This is a genomic window from Caulobacter sp. HMWF025 (genome assembly GCF_003060965.1).
GTDB lineage: Bacteria > Pseudomonadota > Alphaproteobacteria > Caulobacterales > Caulobacteraceae > Caulobacter.
Genome location: NZ_QAII01000107.1, coordinates 31,749 through 53,239, shown reverse-complemented (window position 1 = coordinate 53,239; position 21,491 = coordinate 31,749). Strand labels below are relative to the sequence as shown.

At 66.7% G+C, this 21,491-nt stretch carries 19 protein-coding genes and 1 pseudogene; 13 read left to right on the top strand and 7 right to left on the bottom strand.

Features of this window, described 5'->3' with window-relative positions; genetic code table 11:
- The coding region (locus DBR10_RS12195; RefSeq protein WP_146187843.1) for an aldehyde dehydrogenase family protein at window positions 1-230 on the bottom strand (230 nt) is incomplete at its 3' end.
- Between the two features lie 105 nt (window positions 231-335).
- A complete protein-coding gene (araD1, locus tag DBR10_RS12190) occupies window positions 336-1,346 on the bottom strand; it encodes an AraD1 family protein (protein ID WP_108505263.1) in 1,011 nt (336 codons plus the stop codon).
- 179 nt (window positions 1,347-1,525) lie between these two features.
- On the opposite strand from araD1, the gene DBR10_RS12185 reads away from it, so the two are divergent.
- From DBR10_RS12185 to DBR10_RS12175, 3 genes are all read left to right on the top strand, one after another.
- Window positions 1,526-2,278 (top strand): FadR/GntR family transcriptional regulator, encoded by a 753-nt coding sequence (locus tag DBR10_RS12185; RefSeq protein ID WP_108505262.1) that lies wholly within the window; start codon window positions 1,526-1,528, stop codon window positions 2,276-2,278.
- Window positions 2,279-2,431: 153 nt separating this feature from the next.
- A complete protein-coding gene (locus tag DBR10_RS12180; protein WP_108505261.1) occupies window positions 2,432-4,234 on the top strand; it encodes an IlvD/Edd family dehydratase in 1,803 nt (600 codons plus the stop codon).
- A gap of 55 nt (window positions 4,235-4,289) precedes the next feature.
- Window positions 4,290-5,849 carry an alpha-N-arabinofuranosidase gene (locus DBR10_RS12175; RefSeq protein ID WP_108489776.1) on the top strand — a complete coding sequence of 520 codons (1,560 nt, stop codon included), beginning with the start codon at window positions 4,290-4,292 and terminating at the stop codon, window positions 5,847-5,849.
- An 11-nt stretch (window positions 5,850-5,860) separates the two neighbouring features.
- Here the strand turns inward: DBR10_RS12175 and DBR10_RS12170 are convergent, their stop codons facing one another.
- The gene (locus DBR10_RS12170; protein WP_158272217.1) at window positions 5,861-6,850 is read right to left on the bottom strand and encodes an acyltransferase family protein; all 990 of its coding nucleotides are present in this window, start codon (window positions 6,848-6,850) and stop codon (window positions 5,861-5,863) included.
- Window positions 6,851-7,028: 178 nt separating this feature from the next.
- Here DBR10_RS12170 and DBR10_RS20485 point away from each other — a divergent pair.
- The 7 genes and pseudogenes from DBR10_RS20485 to DBR10_RS12140 all read left to right on the top strand — a co-directional run.
- Window positions 7,029-7,190: pseudogene (locus tag DBR10_RS20485) on the top strand (LacI family DNA-binding transcriptional regulator); the annotation flags it as partial.
- Between the two features lie 3 nt (window positions 7,191-7,193).
- Window positions 7,194-8,051 carry a substrate-binding domain-containing protein gene (locus DBR10_RS12165; RefSeq protein ID WP_369831710.1) on the top strand — a complete coding sequence of 286 codons (858 nt, stop codon included), beginning with the start codon at window positions 7,194-7,196 and terminating at the stop codon, window positions 8,049-8,051.
- A 185-nt stretch (window positions 8,052-8,236) separates the two neighbouring features.
- Window positions 8,237-10,690 carry a TonB-dependent siderophore receptor gene (locus DBR10_RS12160; protein ID WP_108505260.1) on the top strand — a complete coding sequence of 818 codons (2,454 nt, stop codon included), beginning with the start codon at window positions 8,237-8,239 and terminating at the stop codon, window positions 10,688-10,690.
- Between the two features lie 67 nt (window positions 10,691-10,757).
- Window positions 10,758-12,599, top strand: a complete 1,842-nt coding sequence (locus DBR10_RS12155; protein WP_108505259.1) for an alpha-amylase family glycosyl hydrolase — start codon at window positions 10,758-10,760, stop codon at window positions 12,597-12,599.
- A complete protein-coding gene (locus DBR10_RS12150) occupies window positions 12,599-13,480 on the top strand; it encodes an ROK family protein (RefSeq protein WP_108505258.1) in 882 nt (293 codons plus the stop codon). The genes DBR10_RS12155 and DBR10_RS12150 overlap by 1 nt, the downstream gene beginning before the upstream one ends.
- A complete protein-coding gene (locus tag DBR10_RS12145; RefSeq protein WP_199223556.1) occupies window positions 13,477-13,743 on the top strand; it encodes a GntR family transcriptional regulator in 267 nt (88 codons plus the stop codon). The genes DBR10_RS12150 and DBR10_RS12145 overlap by 4 nt, the downstream gene beginning before the upstream one ends.
- Window positions 13,736-14,971 (top strand): MFS transporter, encoded by a 1,236-nt coding sequence (locus tag DBR10_RS12140; RefSeq protein ID WP_233243393.1) that lies wholly within the window; start codon window positions 13,736-13,738, stop codon window positions 14,969-14,971. Before DBR10_RS12145 ends, DBR10_RS12140 begins: the two co-directional genes overlap by 8 nt.
- 6 nt (window positions 14,972-14,977) lie before the next feature.
- Here DBR10_RS12140 and DBR10_RS12135 read toward each other — a convergent pair whose 3' ends face one another.
- Window positions 14,978-15,724, bottom strand: a complete 747-nt coding sequence (locus tag DBR10_RS12135; protein WP_108556366.1) for a siderophore-interacting protein — start codon at window positions 15,722-15,724, stop codon at window positions 14,978-14,980.
- Between the two features lie 8 nt (window positions 15,725-15,732).
- Window positions 15,733-16,314: a PadR family transcriptional regulator gene (locus DBR10_RS12130; RefSeq protein ID WP_177486251.1), complete on the bottom strand. Its 582-nt coding sequence runs from the start codon at window positions 16,312-16,314 to the stop codon at window positions 15,733-15,735.
- Window positions 16,315-16,506: 192 nt separating this feature from the next.
- Between DBR10_RS12130 and DBR10_RS12125 the strand changes: the two genes are divergently transcribed.
- The gene (locus tag DBR10_RS12125) at window positions 16,507-18,063 is read left to right on the top strand and encodes a tryptophan halogenase family protein (RefSeq protein ID WP_108505256.1); all 1,557 of its coding nucleotides are present in this window, start codon (window positions 16,507-16,509) and stop codon (window positions 18,061-18,063) included.
- Window positions 18,064-18,086: 23 nt separating this feature from the next.
- On the opposite strand, the gene DBR10_RS12120 is transcribed toward DBR10_RS12125, so the two are convergent.
- Window positions 18,087-19,448 carry a cation:proton antiporter gene (locus DBR10_RS12120; protein ID WP_108505255.1) on the bottom strand — a complete coding sequence of 454 codons (1,362 nt, stop codon included), beginning with the start codon at window positions 19,446-19,448 and terminating at the stop codon, window positions 18,087-18,089.
- Window positions 19,449-19,651: 203 nt separating this feature from the next.
- Here DBR10_RS12120 and DBR10_RS12115 point away from each other — a divergent pair, with 203 nt between their 5' ends.
- Both DBR10_RS12115 and DBR10_RS12110 read left to right on the top strand, forming a co-directional pair.
- Window positions 19,652-19,900 carry a type II toxin-antitoxin system Phd/YefM family antitoxin gene (locus DBR10_RS12115; RefSeq protein ID WP_108505254.1) on the top strand — a complete coding sequence of 83 codons (249 nt, stop codon included), beginning with the start codon at window positions 19,652-19,654 and terminating at the stop codon, window positions 19,898-19,900.
- On the top strand, window positions 19,900-20,391 hold the full coding sequence (locus tag DBR10_RS12110; RefSeq protein ID WP_108505253.1) for a PIN domain-containing protein: 492 nt from the start codon (window positions 19,900-19,902) through the stop codon (window positions 20,389-20,391). Before DBR10_RS12115 ends, DBR10_RS12110 begins: the two co-directional genes overlap by 1 nt.
- 21 nt (window positions 20,392-20,412) lie before the next feature.
- On the opposite strand, the gene DBR10_RS20045 is transcribed toward DBR10_RS12110, so the two are convergent.
- A partial coding sequence (locus DBR10_RS20045) for a phytase (RefSeq protein WP_233243392.1) occupies window positions 20,413-21,491 on the bottom strand: 1,079 nt, incomplete at its 5' end.

Below are 21,491 nucleotides of genomic sequence, written 5' to 3'. Positions count from 1 at the left end.
CTCTCGGCCATGGCCGTCTCGATCAGGACGTCGCCGATGGCCTCGATCTCGGTGGCGATGGCTTCCAGAAAGGTCGCCCGGGCCGAGGGTTCGGTTTCCCGATAGAGGTCGAACGCCGCAGCGGCGGCAGCGCAGGCGGCGGCGACGGCGGCGGCGTCCGGCTCGGCGAAGGACGGGCCGAAGGCCTCGTTGGTGGCGGGGTTGATGGCCCGCAGCGCGGCTTCAGACATCGGGTTCTCGCTGGTTCAGACGAAGGAAGGATCGCACATATAAGCCGTCCGCGTGACAATGCTAACGGTAACATTGCCGTCGAAATGACCTTTTCGCGGACTTTTTCAGAGTTTGCGGATCCGAACGGATTCCACTTCGCTGACCTCTAGCCGGTTACGGACCGGATAGTGGAACGGCGCAGCCATGATCTCGAACTCATCCCCGGGCCGGGTTTGAAAACCGTCGGCGAACGACAGGGTTGCTGTACCGAAGAAGTGGACGTGCACGTCGCCGGGGCGCCGGAACAGGCCATACTTGAAGTGGTGGTACTCCAGATTGGCAATGGCATGGGACATGTTGCCCTCGCCGGACAGGAACGGCTTTTCCCAGACGACGGCACCGTCGCGCAGGATGCGGCTGGCGCCCCGGACATCGTCCGGCAGGTCGCCGGTCAAGAGTTCCGGGCCAAGCGCGGCCTGGCGCAGTTTGGAATGGGCCAGCCACAGATAGTTGCCGCGTTCGGTGATGTGGTCGGAGAACTCGTTGGCGAGGCAGAAGCCCAGACGACAAGGGGTACCGTCGGGCGCAATCAGATAGATCCCGGCAATCTCGGGTTCTTCGCCGCCGTCCAGGGCAAAGGCCGGCGAGCGCAGGGGCGCGCCCGGGCTGACGATATGGCTGCCGTCACCCTTGTAGAACCATTCGGGCTGGACACCGGCGGCACCGTGATCCGGCTTCCCGCCTTCGACGCCCATCAGGAACATGCGCATCGAGTCGGTGAGGGCCGCACTGTCGCCCGCCGTACCGGCCTGGGCCGCCTTGTGCATCTTGTCGCGCCCCTCGGCCGAGCCGAGGTGGGTCAGGCCCGTTCCGGTCAGAATCAGGTGAGCGGGATCGGCGTGATCGATCGGCGCCAGAACGCGACCTTCGGCCAGGGCCAGGCCGACATCCATCTCCGGCCCGAAGGGCTGGGCCTGGGCCGCTTCGGCCAGGCTGGCTCCCGCCGCCAGGGCAGCCTGGGCCAGATCATAGAGGGTATCGGCAACCTCGACCCGGCGGGACAGGCCCACATCATTGATCGCCGCCAGCGCCCGGTCGCCGTCCGTCGTCGTCAGTTGCACAAACCTAAGCACCATGAGGCTCTGTCTCTTACGTTGGGCCGGATATTAACTCGGACAAATAACGCAAGGCTGCGGGCTGTCAAACCCCGGTGTGGCCGAGCCGGATTTGCGTGGCACCCGGTCAGGCGTCTCGCTACTGTCCCGTTGCAGGCAGACTGCGCCGGGCTGGGTCCGGAGGCGAACGAGGAGCGGGCGTGCAGACGAAGAGCGCAAAGGCCAGGACTGACGCCGGAACTGTGGTTGCGGGTAATCCCGGCCGGCTGCATGGGTCGATCGCCCGGACGCTGGGTGTAGCGATTGTCTCGGGCCAGCATGCGCCGGGCGACATTTTGAGCAACGAGATCGACGCCAGCGAGGCGCTCAATGTCTCGCGCAGTGCCTATCGCGAAGCGATCCGGATTCTGGCCGCCAAGGGGCTGGTAGAGAGCCGGCCCAAGACCGGGACCCGGGTCAGCCCTCAGGCGCGCTGGAACCTGCTGGATCCCGAGGTCCTAGCCTGGTTCTTCGAGGCCGAACCCAGCGAGGCCTTTCTCAAGGGCCTGTTTGAGTTGAGAATGATCGTGGAGCCTGCTGCGGCCGCCCTGGCCGCCGGGCGGCGTGACGAAGTCCAGCTGGAGCATATGCGGCAGGCGCTGATCCTCATGCAGCAGCATACCCTGACCACCGAGCAGGGTCAGGCGGCGGACCGCGACTTTCACGATACGGTCCTGGAGGCGACCGGCAATGCAGCGCTTTTTTCACTGAGCAGCAGCATCGGTGCAGCGGTCCGCTGGACGACGATTTTCAAACAGCGCAAGCGCGAGCTTCCGCGCGATCCGGTCCCTGACCACTGGAAGGTCTTCGATGCGATCGCCGCCGGACGACCTGACCAGGCCCGCGAGGCCATGGAGCGACTCGTTGGCCTCGCCCTTGATGACACGCGAGCAGCCATCGCCCCGGAGGCCTAGAGTTGTCCAGGGCGGTGTCTCGGCGTTGACCGGATAGATCAGCCGGTTTAGTCAGACAAATACAGGCGAAGGGTGTCTCGGGCGATTTGAGCCGGGGCAATGTGGCCGACTCCTGCATTTGCCTGCTTCTCTGCCGCCGCCCCGAGGACCGCCATGAGTTCCGCCGCCGTACCGCCCCGCGCCCTTCGCTCGCGCGCCTGGTTCGACAATCCGGACAATGCCGACATGACCGCGCTCTATCTGGAGCGCTATCTGAACTTCGGCCTGTCTCTGGAAGAGTTGCAGTCCGGCAGGCCGATCATCGGCATCGCCCAGACGGGAAGTGACCTGTCCCCCTGCAACCGCCATCATATCGTGCTGGCCGAGCGTCTGCGCGAGGGCATCCGGACGGCCGGGGGGATCGCTCTGGAGTTCCCGGTCCATCCGATCCAGGAAACCGGCAAGCGGCCGACGGCCGGGCTTGATCGAAACCTGGCCTATCTCGGCCTGGTAGAGACCCTGTATGGCTACCCCATCGACGGGGTCGTGCTGACGATCGGCTGCGACAAGACCACGCCGGCCTGCCTGATGGCGGCCGCGACGGTGAACATTCCGGCCATCGCCCTTTCCGTGGGGCCGATGCTGAACGGCTGGCACAAGGGTGAACGCACGGGCTCGGGGACCATCGTCTGGAAGGCGCGCGAGCTGCTGGCCGCCGGCGAGATCGACCGCGCCGGCTTCATCAAGCTGGTGGCCAGTTCAGCCCCGTCCACCGGCTACTGCAATACCATGGGTACGGCCACCACCATGAACTCGCTGACCGAGGCCCTGGGCATGTCGCTCACGGGTTCGGCCGCCATTCCGGCACCCTATCGCGACCGGCAGCAGAATGCCTATGAGACGGGCCTGCGGATCGTCGAGCTGGTCGAGCAGGACATCAAGCCCTCCGACATCCTGACCCGCGATGCGTTCCTGAACGCGGTGGTCGTCAATTCGGCGATCGGCGGCTCGACCAATGCCCCTATCCATCTGAATGCCCTGGCGCGCCACATCGACGTCGAGCTGACGGTCGACGACTGGCAGACCTATGGCGAAAACGTGCCCCTGCTGGTCAACCTGCAGCCGGCCGGAGAGTATCTGGGCGAAGACTATTACCGGGCGGGTGGTGTCCCGGCGGTGGTCAATCAGCTGATGGGCCAGGGCCTGATCCGCGAGGATGCGCTGACCGTGTCGGGCAAGACCATCGGCCAGGCCTGCGGCGGCGTCGCCATTGACGACGAGGCGGTGATCCGGCCCTTCGACAAGCCGCTGGTCGCGCGTGCGGGCTTCGTGGTGATGCGCGGCAACCTGTTCAATTCCGCAATCATGAAGACCAGTGTCATCACCGCTGAATTCCGGGATCGCTACCTGTCCAACCCCGATGATCCGGATGCCTTCGAAGGCGAGGCCGTCGTGTTCGACGGGCCCGAGGACTACCACGCCCGCATTGATGATCCGGCCACGGGCATTACCGAGCGCAGCATCCTGTTCATGCGCGGAGCCGGCCCCATCGGCTATCCGGGCGCGGCCGAGGTCGTGAACATGCGGGCTCCGGACTATCTGCTGCGCCGCGGGATTAGCGCCTTGCCCTGCATCGGCGACGGCCGTCAGTCCGGGACCTCCGGGTCGCCCTCGATCCTCAACGCTTCACCCGAGGCCGCCGCCGGCGGGGGACTGTCCCTGCTGAACTCGGGCGACCGCGTACGGGTCGATCTGCGCAAGTCGCGGGTGGATGTGCTGATTACCCCCGAAGAGGTCGTGGCCCGCCGTGTCCTGCTCGCGGCGAACGGCGGCTATGCCTATCCCGAAAGCCAGACACCCTGGCAGGAGATCCAGCGGTCGCTGGTCGGACAGCTCGAGACCGGCGCAGTGCTGGAGCCTGCCGTCAAGTACCAGCGCATCGCCCAGACCAAGGGTCTGCCGCGCGACAACCACTAGACCTGAAACCAGGAGGACAGGGGCCGGAAAGGCACCGTCCTGGAGGACAGACCCTATGCTGAAAGCCCTGAAACTCGCCCTGCTGTCGGGTCTGGCCGCGACCCTGCTGATGGCGTCGCCGGCCCTGGCCCAGACCAGCGTGGCGGCCACCCTGCGGGCCGACCAGCCCGGGCCCCGGATTGCACCGGAGGTCTATGGGCAGTTCGCCGAGCACCTGGGTCGGGGGATCTATGAGGGCATCTGGGTCGGGGAAGACAGCAAGATCCCCAACACCCGGGGCTATCGCAACGACGTCGTCGCGGCGCTGAAAGCCCTGCATGTGCCGCTGGTCCGTTGGCCGGGCGGGTGTTTTGCCGATGACTACCACTGGCGCGAGGGCATCGGGCCGCGCGACAAACGCCCCGTGAAGGTCAATGTCACCTGGGGCGGGGTCGAGGAGACCAATGCCTTCGGGACTCACGAGTTCATGGACTTCGCCGAACTGATCGGTGCCAAGACCTATGTGGCCGGAAACGTCGGCAACGGCAGTCCGCAGGAAATGGCCGAGTGGGTCGAATACCTGACCTCGCCCACCAATTCGACCATTGCCAACCTGCGCCGGACCAATGGCCGCAAGGAGCCGTGGAAGCTCGACTATTTCGGGATCGGCAACGAGAACTGGGGCTGTGGCGGCGAGATGACCGCCGAGCACTACACCAACCTCTACCGTAATTTCGCAGCCTTCGTGCGTGTTCCAGCCGGGACCAAGACCAGCAAGATTGCCGGTGGTCCGGGTGCGGATGACTATAAGTGGACCGAGACCCTGATGGCCGGTGCAGGCCGCCATATGGACGCCCTCAGCCTGCACTACTACGTCATCCCGACCGGGGACTGGGGCAAGAAGGGCTCTGCCACCCAGTTTGACGAGCAGGCCTGGGCTGACACCATGGTCCAGGCCCAGCGCATGGACGAACTGGTCACCCGGCACAGCGCCATCATGGACAAGTATGACCCCGAAAAGCGCGTCGGCCTCTATGTCGACGAGTGGGGGATCTGGCATGACGTCGAACCCGGCACCAACGGCGGCTTCCTGTATCAGCAGAACACGATGCGCGACGCCGTTGTCGCCGCCGCGACCCTGAACATCTTCCACAAGCATGCCGAGCGGGTCCGCCTGACGGCCATCGCCCAGATGGTCAATGTGCTGCAGGCCATGATCCTCACCGACGGCGACAAGATGATCCTGACCCCGACCTACTGGGTCTATGATCTGTACAGGCCTTTCCAGGGGGCGACGGCCCTTCCAGTGGAGGTCAGCAGTCCTGCCTACACGCTGGGCAAGGCCAGCGTTCCGGCCGTGACGGCGTCAGCCGGCCGTGATGCGGCGGGGATCATCCATCTGGCCCTGGTCAATCTGGATCCCAACAAGCCGGCGACGGTGACGGTCAAACTCAGCGGTGTGACCGGCAAGGCGGTCGAGGGCCGGATTCTGACCGCGCCGACCATGGCGTCGCACAACACCTTTGCCGCGCCCGAAGTGGTGAAGCCGACGGCCTTCAAGGGCGCTACCCTCAAGGGCGACACCCTCACCGTGGTTCTGCCGTCGAGGGCCGTAGCGGTGCTCGACCTGCGTTAGAGCCCTTGCGTTCAGACCCTCAGGGCCCGCTCAAGCCGGGCCCTGAGCGGGGGCTCGACCAGACGTCCGACCAGGTAGCTCGCCACCAGCAGGACCGGCAGCACGACGAGGGGGCAGGCGCGCAGCCAGGGCATGAACGGCATGTGCAGGACATAGAGCGGATAGCTGATCAGACCGATCGCCGCCGTGACTTTTCCCAGCCCGGTCGGCAGCTTGGCTGCAGAGAGAACGGCAACACTGAACGGAAAGACGAGCACGACAACCAGGACATCGAAGACGGGCCTGAGCGGCACCGCGACCGGGACAAACAGGACGGACAGGGCCGCCAGTCCGATCAGCGCCGGGACCGGCCCGGATGCCGGCTTCAGGCCCGCCGGCCAGAGCCGCTGGATCAGTACCCCGGCGAAGAAGCCGAACGCCGCCCTGGGTGCACCGCCAGGAAAATTGTCCGGTGCCCAGCCGGCATGCAGGCCGTCGGCCCGGACAGCAACGATGATCAGTCCGATGACGGCCAGGGCCAGAAGGGCGAGCAGCCGACGGACCGTCAGGAACCGGTGCAGCAGGGCGTAGGTGAGGTTCGCCGCCAGTTCGAAGAACAGCGACCACGCCGGCAGGTCGAGGGGAAACAGGGAGGGGCCCTGTCCGAGGTCTTGGGGAAAGGGCAGAAAGAGCAGGGCGGTCAGAGTCGCTTGCCAAAGTCCCGCAGGGCGGGTGGTCAGGAGCGCGATCGTCACGGCTGCAGCGATGCCGAGGCCGTAAGCGGGCCATAGCCGGGCCAGTCTCAGGCCCATGAAGCGGGCGGGGGAAAGTCCCGCCTGCAGCCGTGGGCCATAGGCGTGGGCGAGGACGAAACCACTCAGCACAAAGAACAGATCGACGGCCAGATAGCCCCCGGAAAGCGGCCCCGTTGGATGGGCGTAGGCGAACACGTGGTAGGCCAGGACGACCAGCGCGGCGAGGCCGCGGCATCCATCCAGGGCCTCAAATCGCCTGCTGATCAAGCTTGCCCCTCCGTGGTCCTGGCAAGGCCCGGGCACCGCCGGGCCGTTGGCCTCTGCACTGTATCGGCCAAAAAATCACACCCTCCGGTAGCCGATCTCCTGTCTGGACCGAAAAGGCCGGATTTTCCAATGACTTTGGGGATGGTCTCCGTCCTATCGGCTGTCCTATCTTGCCGGGATGAAGTCCAGAACCGTGACCCCCAAGCCGCGCCTGAAGATGGCCGATATCGCCAAGATGGCCGGCGTGTCGACTTCGACGGTGTCCCGGGCCCTGGCTGACAATCCTCTGATTCCGCTACCCCTTCGGGAGCGCATCGTCGCCCTCGCACGCGCCCAGGGCTATGTGGTCAACCAGCAGGCCAGGGGCCTGCGCCTGCAGCGGACCAACACGATCAATGTCGTCATCCCCCTGGGCCACGACAAGGATCAGCTGATCTCCGACCCCTTCTTCCTGGAAATGGTCGGCCGGCTGGCCGACCAGATCACCCTGCGCGGCTATGAAGTCCTGCTGACCAAGGTCATGTCGCCGACTCCGGGCTGGCTGGAGCGGATCATCCAGTCCAACCGCTCTGACGGCGTGCTGGTCATCGGGCAGAGCGATCAGCACCAGGCCCTGAACGCCGTCGCCGACTCCTATGCGCCACTTGTCGTCTGGGGCGGTGACGTGCCCGACCGGCACTATTGCACAGTCGGCGTGGACAGCGTCGCCGGTGCTCGCCTGGCCGTGGAGCACCTGCTCAAGCTCGGTCGTCGGCGCATCGCCTTTCTGGGGCTGCCAGAGGCCCCGGAGGTCCTTCTGCGCCGCCAGGGCTATCTTGAGGCGTTGGCTGCAGCCGGGATTCCCGCCGAGCCTGCCCTCACCGCACCGGCCCATTTCAACGCCGAGCCCGAGCTCGAGGGCATCCATCACCTGCTGTCATCCGGGGTGACCTTTGATGCTGTTTTTGCCGCATCCGACGTGATCGCCCTGGGGGCGATCCGGGCCATGACCGAGGCCGGCTTGCGCACGCCGGAGGACGTTTCGGTGGTGGGATTCGATGACGTGACCGTGGCCCAATACAGCTGGCCCCCCCTGACGACGATCCGCCAGGACCTCGATCGCGGGGCGCGCGAAATGGTCGAACTTCTGTTCCAGCGTATCGAGGGCAAGACGACCACTTCGGTCTTCATGGCCCCCGAACTGGTCGTCCGGCAGACCTGAGCCGCCCCTTCGCGGCAACGATTTTTGCCTTACACAGCAAGGGGAAACGCTCATCAGAGGTAATTAAAGGTAAAAATAGCTCTTGCAATCGATTGCATAATCGACATTCTTCAAACTCAGACATCCGGGACCGATCCCAGGATGCGTCAATCAGCGCCGGATGAGCGCGAGCGGGAGGAAATGAGATGGGGACCAAAACATTCCTGATGGCCGGTGCGGCCCTGGCGCTTCTGGCTGCCGGTTCGGCCCATGCCCAGACGACCGAGGCCGCCAAGGACGATGTCCTGGCCTTGGACGCCGTGGTGGTAACGGCATCGCGGGCCGGCGTGACCAAGATGAGCTCGTCGGTTTCGGTCAGCTCGCTGTCTTCGGAGCAGATCGAGGCCCAGGCCCCGCGCTCCACGGCTGAAATCTTCCGCGGCCTGCCCGGCATCCGTTCAGAATCGACCGGCGGCGAAGGCAATGCCAACATCGCCGTGCGCGGCCTGCCGGTCGCCTCGGGCGGTGCCAAGTTCCTGCAGCTGCAGGAAGACGGCCTGCCGGTCATGGAATTCGGTGACATCGCCTTCGGTAACGCCGACATCTTCCTGCGCGCCGACGCCAATGTCAGCCGCATCGAGTCGGTGCGCGGCGGTTCGTCCTCGACCTTCGCCTCGAACTCGCCCGGCGGCGTGATCAACTTCATCAGCAAGACCGGCGAAACCGAAGGCGGCGCGGTCGCCCTGACCAAGGGTCTGGGCTACGATCATACCCGCCTCGACTTCGACTACGGCGCGCCGATCAGCGACACCCTGCGCTTCCACCTCGGCGGCTTCTACCGCGCCGGCGAAGGCCCGCGTCAGTCGGGCTACACCTCGGAGAAGGGCGGCCAGATCAAGGCCAACCTGACCAAGGACTTCGAGAACGGCTATATCCGCCTGAACGCAAAATATCTGAATGACCGCGCGGTCGGCTATCTGCCGATGCCGGTCCGGGCGACGGGCACCAACGGCAAGGCCAGCATCGGCTCCTTCGCCGGGTTCGACATCAGCCATGACGACATCCAGTCGATCTATCTGTCGACCAATCCGGGCCTGGACGGCGACGGCAACCGCCGGATCAGCAAGGTCTCGGACGGCATGCACCCCGATAGCCTGCAGTTCGGCGCCGAAGCCAAGTTCGACGTCGGCGGCGGCTGGACCCTGGAAAACCGCTTCAAGATCGCCAAGACCTCGGGCCGCTTCGTCTCGCCGTTCCCGGCCGAGGTGGCCACGGCTTCGAGCCTGGCGACCTCGATCGGCGGCACCGGCGCGACCCTGCGCTATGCCAACGGCCCCAAGGCCGGTCAGTCGATCACCGCGCCGTCCAGCCTGAACGGCAACGGTCTGGCCATGCGGGTTCACATGTTCGACGTCGAGATCAATGATTTCGGCAATGCGATGAACGACCTGAAGCTGTCACGGAGCTTCGACGTGGCTGGCCTGTCGCCGGTCGACGTGACGGTCGGCTACTACAAGTCCAGCCAGACCATTGCCATGGACTGGCTGTGGAACACCTTCCTGATGGAAGTGAAGGGCGACAATGCCGCCCTGCTGAACGTCTACAACAGCGCCGGTTCGCTGGTGACCCAGGGCGGCCTCGTCGCCTACGGGGTACCGTTCTGGGGCAACTGCTGCACCCGTCGCTACGACGTCACCTATGACATCGATGCGCCGTATCTGAGCCTGGGCACCAAGGTCGGGGCCCTGACCCTCGATGCCAGCCTGCGTCATGACAGCGGCAAGGCCCGCGGCCGTTATGCCGGGGCCCGGCAGGCGACCAATTTCGACGTCAACGGCGACGGCGTGATCCAGCCGACCGAAGCCAGCGTGTCGGTCATCGACAACGCCAATTCGTCGCCGGTCGATTATGAGTGGAACTACACCTCGTGGTCGGTGGGCGCGAACTACCAGTTCAACCCCGACCTGGCCGCCTTCGCCCGCGCCAGCCGTGGTGGCCGGGCCAATGCCGACCGCCTGCTGTTCGGCAAGGTGGCGCCCGATGGTTCGGTGGCCAAGGCCGATGCCGTGGACATGGTCGACCAGATGGAAGCCGGCGTGAAGTATCGCCGCGACGGCTTCGGCCTGTTCGCCACCGCCTTCTGGGCCAAGACCGAGGAGCAGAACTTCGAGGCCACCAGCCGCAAGTTCTTTGACCGGACCTATCTGGCCAAGGGCATCGAACTGGAAGCCAGCTACCGGACCGGCGGCTTCTCGGTCACCGGCGGCGCCACCTATACCGACGCCTCGATCGACAAGGATGCGCTCAGCCCCGCCGTCGTCGGCAATACGCCGCGCCGTCAGGCCAAGTGGATCTACCAGGTCGCCCCGACCTATGTCTGGGACAAGGTCACGGTCGGTGCCAGCGTGATCGGAACCGACAAGGCCTATGCCCAGGACGACAACCAGCTGGTCTTCCCGGCCTTCGCCCAGGTCAATGCCTTCGCCGAATACAAGGTGTCGGAAGGCCTCAGCCTCTCGCTCAACGCCAACAACCTGTTCGACGAAGTTGGCCTGACCGAAGCTGAAGAGGGCGCGATCACCGCCGGGACCGTCAATGCGATCCGTGCACGGTCGATCAACGGCCGGACCGTGACCGCGACGCTCCGTTACAGCTTCTAATCCACCCCTGCGGGCTCCGCCGGACGCCTTGTGCGTCCGGCGGCTTTTTTCTGAAGTGAGTGGGTCCATGACTTCTCTGACCGCGACCGTCCCGCCGGGCGAGCTGTCGCATGCCCTCGCCGTCAGGCGGCGGTTTGAGGCGCACTGGCCGACGATCCAATCCCGGCTGGCCGGCGTCTACGGTCAGGATCTGCGCTGGACGGACTTCATCACCCGCCTTCGCCAGTCGGTTCTTGCCGCCGCCGCAGCCCGGCCCGTCGTCCTGCAGGCTCTGGATGCCGAGCGCGAGGCCCGGCCAGAATGGCTCAGCGCATCCGGCCAGACCACCTACACCTTCTATGTCGATCGCTTTGCCGGCGACCTGAACGGGGTCCGGCAGCGCCTCGACTACCTGACCGATCTGGGCGTGCGCTGGCTGCATCCCCTGCCGCTGCTCGAGCCGCGCGAGGGCGACAGCGACGGCGGCTTTGCGGTGAAGGACTACCGGCAGGTCGATCCCCGGCTCGGGACCATGCAGGATCTCTCGGCCCTGGCCGATGACCTGCGGAGCCGCGGCATGGGCCTGATCCTCGACGTGGTCTGCAACCATACAGCCCGCGAGCATGCCTGGGCTGTTGCGGCCCGGGCCGGTGATCCGGCCTATCGCGACTTCTACATCGTGGTCTCGCCGGAAGAGGCCGCCCGCCGCGACGCCGAACTGATCGACGTCTTCCCCGACACGGCCCCGGGCAGCTTCACCCCTTGCCCCGAGATGGGCGGCCATGTCTGGACGACCTTCTATCCGTTCCAGTGGGACCTGAACTATGCCAACCCGGCGGTGTTCGCGCAGATGCTGGATGTGCTGGTCTACCTGGCCGCCCAGGGCGTGCAGGGCTTCCGCCTGGACAGCGCGCCCTTCCTCTGGAAGCAGGACGGAACCACCTGCCGGAACCTGCCCCAGACCTATGCCATCGTTGAGGCCTGGCGCGCGGCCCTGTCGATCATCGCACCCGGCGTGGTGCTGGTCGCCGAGGCCATCGAGAGCCTGGAAGACGTGCTGCCCTTCTTCGGCGAGGGCAGCGGCGGCTGCGACCTGGCCTACAACAACGGCGTGATGACTGCGCTCTGGGGCGCGCTGGCCGACCAGGATGCCGGCATCTTCCGGCGCTGCCTGTCAGCCTCGGCCGGCAAGCCTGCCCGGGCCGCCTGGCTGAACTATGTGCGCTGCCATGACGACGTGATCTGGAACGCCCTGTCCACCTATGCGCCGCACGAGGATCTCGCCCGCTGGTCGCGCTTCTATGGCGGTCAGGACCCGAGCTTCTCGCGGGGGCGGGCCTTCCAGACCGCCGCCGGCGGCGTGCCCTCGACCAACGGCATGGCCGCGTCCCTGGCCGGGATCGTACCCGGTGAAGACGGCGCTTCGGCCGGGGCGGCGCGTCTGGCCCTGCTGTACGGGATCATCCACGGTCTGGACGGCTGGCCGCTGATCTATATGGGCGACGAGATCGGCCTTGCCGATGATACACAGTATGCGGATGATCCGCTGCGCGCGGGGGACGGCCGCTGGCTTCATCGCCCGATGATGGACTGGTCGCTGGCCGGGCGACGGGGTGATCAGGCCAGCCTTGAGGGTGGACTGTTCCAGCGCTTCCGCACCCTGGCCGAGAAGGCCCGCATGCTAGACGAGCATGGCGTGGCTGGCCCGGCCCGGCCGCTCGATCTCGGCGTGACCCCGGTTCTGGCCTTTGAACGCACCGGCGGCGCGCGGGGCTTTCTCAGTCTCGCCAACCTTTCGGGGGCGGCGGTGAGCGTGGACCTGCCCTTTGGCTTTGGGGTCGGTGCGATGGACCTGCTGGGCGGCACCCCGCCGAGTGGCGGCGCCCTGACCCTTCCGGCCTATGGCCTGGCCTGGCTGGTGACCCCGTGATGCCCCGCGTCGCCGGCATTGAACTGGGCGGCACCAAGGTGCTGGTCGCCTTTGGATCGGGACCGGACGACCTGTCCGAGCCGGTGCGGATCCCGACCACGAGCCCGGCTGAAACCCTTGCGGCCGTGCATGCGGTTCTGGAGACCCGGCGCGGTCAGTTCGACGCCATCGGCATCGCCAGCTTCGGCCCGGTCCGGCTGGACCGTGCGGCGGATGACTGGGGCTGCGTGCTGCAGACCCCCAAGCCCGGCTGGACCGGTGCCGCCATCGCCCGCCCGCTGGCCGAGGCCTTCGGCGTGCCGGTGGCCTTCGACACCGACGTCGCCGGCGCGGCCCTCGGTGAAGGGCGCTGGGGCGCGGCCCGGCGTCTCGCGGACTATGCCTATGTGACCATCGGCACGGGCGTCGGGGTCGGGGTCGTCGTCAACGGCCGGCCGGCCCACGGCCTGATGCACCCGGAGGCCGGCCACCTGCTGGTCCGCCGCGATCCCCTCCGGGATCCTTTTGCCGGCAGCTGCCCGTTCCATGGCGACTGCCTGGAGGGCCTGATCAGCGGCCCGGCCCTGGCCGCGCGGACCGGGCAGCCGGGGGAAACTCTGTCGCCGGATGACCCGGTCTGGGACCTGGTCGCCGACTATCTGGCCCAGATGGCGGTGAGCCTGACCCTGACCACCTCGCCGCGGGCGATCATCGTCGGCGGCGGCGTCGCCAGCCCGGCCCTGCTGCACCGCGCCCGTCTGGCCCTGGCGGTGAGGATGGGCGGCTATATCGAGGCCCTGGCCGCGCCGGAGGCCCTGGCGACCTATCTGGTGACGCCGGCCCTGGGCGACCGGGCCGGAATTCTGGGCGCGATCGCGCTGGGCCTGGGGGACGGGGCGTGATCGCCCTGCCGACGGCCGCGCAGCTGCCGCGTCCGCTCTACCGGTCGCTGCGTGAGGCCATCGTCCAGTCCATCCGGGACGGCCGCCTGCGGCCGGGTGACCGGCTGCCGACTGAACGGGACCTGGCCCGCGGCTGTGGCGTATCCCGCATTACGGTGCGGGCTGCCCTTGCGGGCCTGGCCCGGGACAAGCTGGTGGCGCGCCGCACGCGCATCGGTACGATCATCACACAAGATGCGGCGCGGGGAGATGGCGATGTCTGAGACGGAACGCCCGACAGGCGGCAGCAATATCGGCCTGATCAAGGGCCTGACCTTCATGATGTTCATGATGTTCGCCATGACCACCGACTCGGTGGGGGTGATCATCCCGCAAATCATCAAGACCTTCGATCTGGGCATGACGGCCGCCGGCTCGTTTCACTATGCCACGATGAGCGGTATCGCCCTGGGCGGAGTGGGACTGGGCTTCCTGGCTGACCGCATGGGCCGCAAGTTCACGATCATCCTGGGCCTGTCGGTGTTCGCCATCACCGCCCTGGCCTTTGCCTTCACCAGCCAGTTCGTGGCGTTCCTCGTGCTGCTGTTCCTGTCGGGGGCGGCGATCGGTGTGTTCAAGACCGGGGCGCTGGCCCTGATCGGCGACATCTCGACCTCGACCCGCAACCACACGGCCACCATGAACACCGTTGAGGGCTTTTTCGGTGTCGGCGCGATCATCGGCCCGGCGATCGTCGCCTATCTGCTGGCGTCCGGCGCATCCTGGAAGTGGCTCTATGTGATCGCCGGCGTTCTCTGCCTGATGCTGATGCTGACGGCCCTGACCATCCGCTATCCGGGTGCCAGGATTGATGCCGCAGCCCGGGTCGATTTCCGCAGCGTCCTGCGGGCCGGCCGCGATCCCTATGCCCTGGCCTTCAGCCTCGGGGCGATGCTCTATGTCGGGGTCGAGACCGCCATCTATGTCTGGATGCCGACCCTGCTGGCCGGCTATGACGGCCCGGCCGCCTTCATGGCGGTCTATGCCCTGTCGATCTTCTTCGTCCTGCGCGCTGCGGGCCGGTTCCTGGGCGCCTGGATGCTGGCCCGCCTGCGCTGGACCGTGGTTCTGGCGATCTGCGCGGTGGCGATCCTGGGCTGTTTCGTCGGAGCCCTGGTCGGCGGTCGCCAGGCGGCAGTCTTCCTGCTGCCGGCCTCGGGCCTGTTCATGTCGATCGTCTATCCGACCCTAAACTCCAAGGGGATCAGCGTCTTCCCCAAGGCCGAGCATGGCGCGGTGGCAGGGGTGATCCTGTTCTTCACCTGCGTCAGCGCCGTCATCTCGCCCCTGGCCATGGGCGCGGTCAGCGATGCCTTCGGCGGGGCGGTCTATGGCTTCATGCTGGCCACGGGTCTGGCCCTGGTGCTGGCGGCGGCGGCCCTGGCCAATCTGGTCCTCGATCCGGCCCGGGCGCGGCTCGAGGCCTGTGACGAGAGCGAATATGCCGGCTGAGCGGGGCTAGTCCTCGATCCGCCCGCCGCCATCGGCCTGGCCCCGGGCCCAGTAGCCGGCGGCCTTCATCCAGACCCGGGGGTGACCGCGATCCTCGGCCATATAGCGCCGGAGTTCGCGGGCTACCGCCCCCTCGGCGGCGATCCAGACGAAGCCTTCGCCGGCGGGCAGGGTGAGGGCGTCGAGGGCCCGGCGCAGCTGGGCGGCGTCATCGCCACCGCCGTCGCGTACGATCCAGATCTGGTCCAGCGCAGCGGCGGACTGGAAGGTCTGGCGTTCCTCCGGCGCGGCGACGATGGCCAGGGTCGTGACCGGCAGGCCCGCGCGAAGGCCTTCGACCCAGCGCCCCATGGCCGGCAGGGCGGTCTCGTCGCCGATCAGCAGCAGCCAGTCGAAGTCGTCCGGCACGATCGAGGAGCCCCGGGGTCCGCCGATCTCCAGTCGGTCGCCGACGGCGGCCGAGGCCGCCCAGGCCGTGGCCGGGCCGGACTCGTGCAGGGCAAAGTCCAGGGTCAGGGTGCCCTTCGCCGGATCGAAGGCCCGGGGCGTGAAGTCCCGCATCACCGTCGCTCCGACCTCATCCTGGAAGAACAGTTTGACGTGGTCGTCCGGGGCCAGGCTGACGAAGTCGGTCAGTTCGGGCGAGGCGAGGCTGATCCGCAGCATCTTCGGGGTCACGGCCTCGAGGGCGGTGACCGTCAGGGTGCGGCGGCGGATCTCGTGCCGGACCTTCTGGATCTGGTGCCGGGTCATGGTGGGCCTCAAGCCTGCTCGATGGCGACAGCGGCGGCGTCCAGGGCCTGGGCAATGGCCGAGACCTGTTCCGGCGTCAGGGCTCCGGCCGACAGCTTGAAGCGTAGGGCGGTCTTGAGGTTTTCCCGGGCCCGCAGGATCTGCGGCGAGAAGGCCTGGCTGCCGGAAGCCGAAGCGTTCATGCGGGCAAAGATCGCCGTTACGGCCGCCGCATTGGCGGTCAGATAGGCGAGGCCCTCGGGCGTGGCGGCATAGAGCTTCTTGCTGCCCGAGGTCTCGGCCTGGGTGGCATAGCCGAGTTCTTCCAGCAGGGTCAGGGTCGGATAGATGACGCCGGGCGAGGGCGCGTAGGCACCGCCGGCGGCGGTTTCGATGTCCTTGATCAGCTCATAGCCGTGGCTGGGCTTGTCGGCGATCAGCTTCAGGACCACCAGGCGCAGATCGCCATGATCGAAGAACCGGCCCATGCGCCCGCCGCGGCCCCGGCCGGGATGTCCGTCCGGGCCATGGCCGCGATGACCGTGAAAGCCGAAGGGCTCGCGCCCGAAGGTGCCGCGATCGCGGCTGTGGTGATGATGTCGTCCAAACATGTTTTAGATCCTGTTTCGTTATATCGAAATGATAGATATATCGAAATCGTATCGATGCAAGGGGGCTCGCGGCATTTTTCGGGATCGACCTGACAGCACGGGGCGGGTTGATGCGGCCTGGCGGTTCATGATGATTAGGCCGGTCCGGGTCTTTCGAGGCGCTCCGGGCAGCGAAAGCGGCTATGAAGGCGTATGGAGCGCAGGCGAAGCATCCTCATTGTCGGGGGCGGTACGGCCGGTTGGCTGACGGCGGCCTATCTGGCCCGGTCGCTCCGGATCGCCGAGCAGGGGCATCTGGAGATCACCCTGCTGGAATCGCCCGAGGTCGGGGTCATCGGTGTCGGCGAAGCGACCTTCCCGACCATCCGCAACACCCTGCAGTTCCTCGGGATCGACGAGGGCCGCTTCATTCGCGAGACCACGGCGACCTTCAAGCAGGGCATCCGCTTCGATGACTGGGCCTGGGCACCCGAAGACGGCCGCCGGCACCAGTATTTCCATCCGTTCGAGGCCCCGTTTTCGACCGACGGCAGCAGTCTTGCGCCCTACTGGCTGCTACAGGACGAACGCACCCGGGCCCCGTTCGCCGAGGCCATGACCATTCAGGCCAGGGTCGCCGCCGCCCAGCGGGCCCCCAAGCGTCCCCACGAAGACGACTTCGCCGGACCGCTGAACTACGCCTATCACTTTGATGCCATCAAGCTGTCCCAGGTGCTGGCCGAGCGGGCGCGTGAACTGGGGGTCCGGCACCTGCAGGGCCACGTGACCGGGGTGGAGGTCGACGGGACGGGCGACATTGCCGGCGTCTCGGCAGGGGGGCACTGCCGGCTCGAGGCGGATCTCTATATCGACTGCACCGGCTTCCGGGCCGAACTGATCGGCCAGACCCTGAAGTCGCCGTTCAGCTCAGTGCAGGACGTGCTGTTCGCCGACCGCGCCCTGGCCTGCAAGATTCCTTATGACCGGCCCGATGCGCCGCTGCAGAGCTTTACCGTCGCGACGGCCCATGAGGCCGGCTGGCTGTGGGACATCGGGCTGAGCGGCGCGCGCGGGGTCGGCTGCGTCTATTCCAGCCGTCACATGAGCGACGACCGGGCCCGTGCCGTCCTTCAGGCCTACGTCGGAAAGGATTTGGAGCTCTCAATCCGGTCGATGGCCTTCTCGGCCGGCTATCGTCCGAAAGCCTGGGTCGGCAACTGCGTCGCGGTCGGCCTGTCGGCGGGCTTTCTGGAACCGCTGGAATCGACCGGCGTCGTCCTGATCGAGGCGGCGGTAGCGATCATCGCCGAGCTCTTTCCGCACAGTGGTCCGGTCAACGCCCCGGCCCAGCGCTTCAACAGCCTGATGTCGGCGCGCTACGACAACATCGTCACTTTCCTGAAGCTGCATTACTGCCTGAGCCAGCGCCCCGAGCCCTTCTGGAGGGACAATGCCGATCCGGCTTCGATCCCGGTGCGGCTGGTCGAGTTGCTGGAGCAATGGCGGCATCGTCCGCCCAGCCGCTACGACTTCATCCTTGATCTCGAGACCTTCGCCTTCTTCAACTACCAGTACATCCTGTACGGCATGGGCTTCCGGACCGACCTGTCGCCGGGGCGCAACGCCTATCCTGATGCGCCGGCAGCGGACCGGCTGTTCGCCAGGATCCAGGCCTATAGCGACCGGGCGCTTGCGGATCTGCCGGGCCACCGTGACCTGATCGCCCAGATCCATCAGGCCGGCCGCGACCTGTCCCCCGGGACGGCCTGAAGGCCATCCCGGACCAGGCGGGCTCAGCCTGGCGACTTCTGCAACGCGTCCAGTTCGCCGCTCTCGCGGGCCTTCTTGCCATAGAAGGCCTCGAACAGCGGGCTGGCCATGACGGTGGTGACGATGGCCATCAGCACCATCATCGAGAACAGGGTCGGGCCGATAATGCCCTTCTGCAGGCCGATATTGATGATGATCAGCTCCATCAGCCCGCGGGAGTTCATCAGCGCGCCGATGCCCAGGGCAGTGCGGTTGTCCTCGCCGGCGAGGCGGGCGGCGGCATAGCAGGCCACGCCCTTGGCCAGGATTGAGGCGACCAGGATGCCGAGCGCGATCGCCAGCAGCTCCAGCGAGTTGACCATGTCCATCCGGGTGTTGAGGCCCGAATAGGTGAAGAACATCGGCAGCAGCAGAACGACGGCCAGGGGCTCAACCTTCTGCTTCAGCTCCTCGACGAACTTGCCGCGCGGCATGACGACGCCCAGCGCGAAGCCGCCGAAGATGGCGTGGATGCCGACGGCGTCCATGACAAAGGCCGAGAAGCAGAACGCCATCATGGTGATGGCCAGAACCGTCATGCTCATCTGGCCTTCGCGTTCGACCATCCGGCCCAGCGGAGCCAGCAGGCGCTTTCCGAACAGGCCGAGGAACAGGACGTAGGCCAGCCCGCCGCCGATGGCGAGAACGGCCACGCCGGGGCCGCCGCCGAAGGTGGCCAGCACGACCGCCAGCACGCACCAGGACACCGCGTCGTCAAAGGCCCCGGCCGTCAGGGACAGGGTGCCCAGCGAGGTCTTGGCCAGGCCCCGCTCATTGATGATCCGCGCCAGCATCGGGAAGGCGGTCAGGGCGATGCAGGCGCCCATGAACAGGGTGGCGTTGAACTGCGAGATGCCGTGGGCGAACAGGCCGGGCACCTTGAGCAGCCAGGGGGTGATCAGGACCGCGATCAGGAATGGCGCGAGGATGCCCGCCAGGGAGACGCTGGCGGCGCTCCTGGCCTTGGCCTTGAAGTGATCGGCCTGGAAGGTGGTGCCGACCAGGAACATGTAGAGGCCGACACCCAGCTGGGCCCCGACATAGAGGACGTTCTTGGTTTCCTTGGGAAACAGCATGCCCTGGAAAGCCGGGAACAGCAGGCCCAGCAGGGACGGGCCCAGAACCACGCCGGCGATCATTTCGCCGACCACCTGGGGCTGGCCCAGCAGCTTCCGGCCCAGCCAGCCGACCACCCGGCAGGCCAGCAGGATGATGGCCAGCTGCAGGAAGAAGTGAACGCTGAAATCGGTCGGCGTGTAGCTGTGAGCCGCTGCGGGCGTGGCCGGCCCGTTCGCCGACAGCACCTTGCCGACCACAGTGATGACGCTGTCGAGAATGTCAGACACGCTTTGGTTTCCCCCGGGAACAGGCCTTGTCGGCCGAACGCTTGCGGCGAAACGGCCAGAGTTTGTCCGATGGCGCAAGTCCAGAGCGCGAGCTTTTTCCGGATCTTCAGTCGATTGTTTTTGCTGGCGAATTCGGTGTTGCGGCGTAGTCACAATGTAGTAACGTACCTACAAGACAGCCTTGTCATTTCGGAGCCGGGCGCATGAAGGTCATCACCAGTCGCGCCTTCAATCAGGATGTCAGCCTGGCCAAGCGGGCTGCGCGCACGGCACCGGTCTTCGTCACCGATCGTGGCAAGGCCACGCATGTGCTGCTGAGCGTTGAGGCCTATCTCAAGCTGACCGGCGAGCGGGAGAGCATCGTGGATCTGCTGGCCCTTCCCGACGGTGCGGCCGGCGAGGTCTCGCCGGGACGGTTGCCAGATGTCTGGAAGGGGCGGGGCGCGGGCTGATGTATCTGCTCGATACCGACATCGTCCTCGACCTGCGCCGGGCCCGGTCGGAGGCGGCGGCGTCCGGACTGAAGGCCTGGGCCGGGGGGATCTCCCGGACCAGCCTGTTCATCTCGGCGGTGACGCTGCTGGATCTGCACAACACGGTCGAGCAGACTCTGCGCCGCGACAGGGCTGCGGGGGGCGTGCTGCGGACCTGGCTCGACACCCAAGCCTTTCCGGCCTTCGAGGGGCGTATCCTGGCGGTCGATGCCGCCGTGGTCCGCCGCAGCGGCCAACTCCTGCCGCTGGAGGGCCGCGAGGCCCTGATCGCTGCCACGGCCCTTGAGCACGGCCTGACCCTGGTGACCCGTCAGGGCGCGGGCTTCAGGGCGGCCAAGGTCAAGCTTCTCGATCCCTGGAGCTACAAGCCCCAGGCCGAGGACGACGACTGGGGCCTGGCTGCAAAGGCCGGGTCGCAATGGCTGCGCAACATCTTCGTGCGCGGCTAGCCCCGTCGCCGGGGGCCGCTCTCAGAGCCCCAGTTTCGCGGCGATCACCGACCACGGCACGAGCTTGAAGTTCTGGTTCTCGGGCGGCGAGACATTGCGGCCGTCCTGGGCGATGAAGGCTCCGGCTTCCAGACCGGCGCCCAGCAAGGCACTGGTCACCTCCAGGCCGTCGGTTTCCGAAATGCCGTCGATGCCGGTCGCTCCGTCGGCGATCACTGCAAAACTGCCGACATAGGCATTGTCGCCTTCGCGCCGGTAGACGGCATAGCTGTTATTGCCCTGGCTGGAGAGGACGAGATAGCCCTTGCCGCCGGCCTGGCGGTAGAGGCCGACGCCCTCGAGATCATCCTTCAGGGCCGGATTTTCGGCGACGCGGGCGATCGCCTTGCGCGCGGTTCCGGCGTCCGGTTCAGCCCCCAGTTTCCACAGCGCGACATCCTCTTCGGCCACATAGAGCGCGCCGGTCTCGTCATCGGCGACGCAGCCTTCGGTCTGGGTGTCGAACTTCACATCGCGGACCGGCTGGGCCTTCACCTTGCCGGTCGGCGTGGCGACCAGCTTCCACTGGCGCACGAGGCCATCGGGATCGCTGATATAGACGAAGGTCGCGCCCTTGCGGTTGCGGTACATGCAGAGACCGTAGGGATCGGACAGGCCTGTAGCCTGCAGTCCGTCGGCGACGCTGGTCAGAAGCCGGGTTTCCGGATCGAACGTATAGAGGGCGATGGCCTTGCGGGTGCGGTCGCTGGCGGCGACCAGGGTCACCGGGCGGCCGCCCAGCACGAAGCCGCTGCGCAGGTCGACATTGTTCATCTTGCCGTCGGGCACCGACTGCAGAAGCTTGCCGGCCAGGTCGTAGACCAGCAGGCCGCCCTTCTTGTCGGTGGCGATGATGGCGCTTTTGGCGGGGTCGGTCGGGTGTGCGAAGATCGCCGGATCGTCTGCCGCATCGCCGCCGTTGGCGACGGGCAGCGTTTCCATCGTGGCCCGGACCAGGGCCAGTTTCGACGGCGCCGAAGCCGGTGCGGCCTGGCCCGCCGGCACCTGCATGGCCTCCGTGACGGTCTGCCAGGACAGCAGCTTGGTATTGGCCCCCGCCT